We start from the raw sequence: 2,484 nt of genomic DNA, 5'->3' as shown, positions 1-2,484 counted from the left end.
GAGCGCCCAACGGTCTTCCGGGTGGGCTGATTCCCCGCAGGACATCAACAGGTGGTTGAGCTGTCTCGGCGTTGGAGGAGTTGTTGTTTCGAGTCGCGTTCCCTCGGGCAAGGGTGGAATCGAGGGTTGTTGAAGGAACGACAGCACAGTGGATCAACCGGTGTTCCGCATGCCGGCTGCAATGCCATTGAGGGTGAGCAACGCTCCCCGCAGCAGTTCACTGCGGCTGTAGGTGCGGGTGTCCTCGGGGGCGCCTGGTGTCTCACTCATGGGGGGTTGCCGGTTCTGATCCCGCAGCCGCTTCAGCAGCGCAACCTGGAGAAAGCCCAGGGGAACAATGGTGCGGTTGCGCAGATCAACAGACAACTGCAGCCCTTGATCAGCGCCCAGCAGTCGGTTTTGTCCTGTGATTTCCAGAACCAGTTTGCGGGTGAGTTCGTATTCCTTGGCGATCACCTGGAAGATCGCTTCAAAGGCTTCCCGCTGTTCAGGGTGCCCCAGGCTGTTCATGTAGTGATGGGCCAGGTCGAGATCCACCTTGGAGAGGGTCATTTCCACTTTGGAAATGAGCATCCGGAAGAACGGCCAACGTTGATGGAGGCGCCGCAGCAGGTCGAGCTGTTCGGAATCACCGCCCACTTCTTCCGACAGCGCCGTGCCGAAGCCAAACCAGCTCGGCAGCAGGAATCGACTCTGGGTCCAACCGAAGACCCAGGGAATCGCCCGCAGGCTGGAGAGATCCTTGGTGCCGGTTTTGCGGCGGGCCGGTCGGCTGGAGATCTGCAGTTTGCTGATTTCCTCGATCGGTGTGACCTGCTGGAAAAACGCCACCAGATCGGGGTTGTCGTGAACCAGAGCCCGGTAATGCTCCCGTGAGCGGGTGGCAAGACGACTCATCAGCTGGTTCCAGCTGGGCGTCGCATCGAGCTGGTTGGTCACCAGGCTGTTCTGAACCACAGCCGTGGTGACGGTCTCCAGGTTGTAGAGCGCTAACTCAGGCAGGCTGTACTTGGAGGCCAGCACTTCACCCTGTTCGGTGATTTTAATCCGGCCCTGCAGCGTGCCGTTGGGTTGGGCCAAAATCGCCTGATAGGCAGGCCCACCGCCACGACTGACGGATCCACCGCGGCCGTGGAAGAGGCGAAGTGCCACGTCCTGGCTGCTTGCGAGTTCCTGAAGGGCGATCTGAGCTTGATGAATCTCCCAGTTGCTGGAGAGGAAGCCGGAATCCTTGTTGCTGTCGGAGTAGCCCAGCATCAGCTCCTGCAGCGGCTGCTTCTGCTGCCCAACAACGGGGAGGAGTTCACGGTAGAGCGGCGTCTTAAACAGCCCCTCCATCACCTCAGGGGCTCGTTGGAGATCCTCCACGGTTTCGAACAGCGGCACCACCAACAGGGAGGCCCGTTTGTTGGGGGGGTCCACCAGGCCTGCCTCCTTCGCCAGCAGCAAAACCTCCAAGAGATCCGATGCCGTGTGGCTCATTGAGATCACGTAGGAGTTGCAAATCCGCGGACCGAACTCCTCCTGGAGGCGTTGCAGCATTCGGAGCACCGCCAGCGTCTCGGCTGTCGCTGCCGACCAGCTGGCGGCAGGCGGGATCAGGGGGCGACGGGTCTGCAGTTCCTGCAGAAGCCATGCCATCCGCTCCATTTCATCCATGTCCCCATAGGTCTGGGGAAGGTCCAGGCTGCGGGTGAGTTCATCGATGGCATCGCTGTGGCGGGTGCTCTCCTGACGGATGTCAAGGCTGGCCAGAGAGAACCCGAAGATGTGCACTTGGTGCAGCAACGTGTCGAGCTGTTCGCAGCTCAGTTCGGTACTGACAAGGCTGTTACGCACCAACTCCAGATCACTGCGGAACTGGTCCACCGAGGTGTAGTGGAGAACCTCAGCGCCGCTCAACCCGGCCTGGGGATCGGCCAGAGCTTCACAGGGCATCTGCCAGCCCGCCGCCGACAGCTGGTTGTTGCGGGCGAGGGTGCGCTCCAGTTTTTCGAGCACGTAGCAGAGCTTCAGCCGGTAGGGCTCCAGCCGGTATCGCGCTGCTCTGTGCTCGTAGATCTCTGGGAATCGGAGTCGATCCATCTCCAGCGACTCCAGCAGTGATGGAGCCACCTGACTCCACTGCATGGAGATGCTCAGCTGCTGGCGGAGCGACTGCACAGAACTGATGTACAGCTCCAGCATCAACTGACGCTGATAACAGGCCGTGCGCCAGGTGATCTCGGGTGTGACCGAGGGGTTACCGTCCCGATCGGAACCCACCCAGGAGCCGAAGGTGCAGAACGACGCCTGGGGAACCTGGACATCGGGGTAGTGGCGATGCAGGGCTGTAATCAGCCTTCTGCGCAGTTGCGGCATCGCGTCAAACAACACCTGCTGGAAGTAGTGCAGGGTGGAATCCACCTCGTCGATGACGGTGGGTTTGAACTGGTGCAGCTCGTCGGTTCGCCACCACAGGCGGATCTCTTCCTCCAGCTGGTC

The 2,484-nt window shown here is 60.8% G+C and carries 1 protein-coding gene; it reads right to left on the bottom strand.

Annotated elements, in window-relative coordinates:
• Nucleotides 1-153 precede the first annotated feature (153 nt).
• On the bottom strand, nt 154-2,484 hold a 2,331-nt coding region (gene ppc / locus ACGVJ8_RS08170; RefSeq protein ID WP_392347097.1), incomplete at its 5' end, for a phosphoenolpyruvate carboxylase.

This window comes from Parasynechococcus sp., from assembly GCF_042954245.1.
Classification (GTDB): Bacteria; Cyanobacteriota; Cyanobacteriia; order PCC-6307; family Cyanobiaceae; genus Parasynechococcus.
This window is presented reverse-complemented; position numbering and strand designations above follow the sequence as displayed.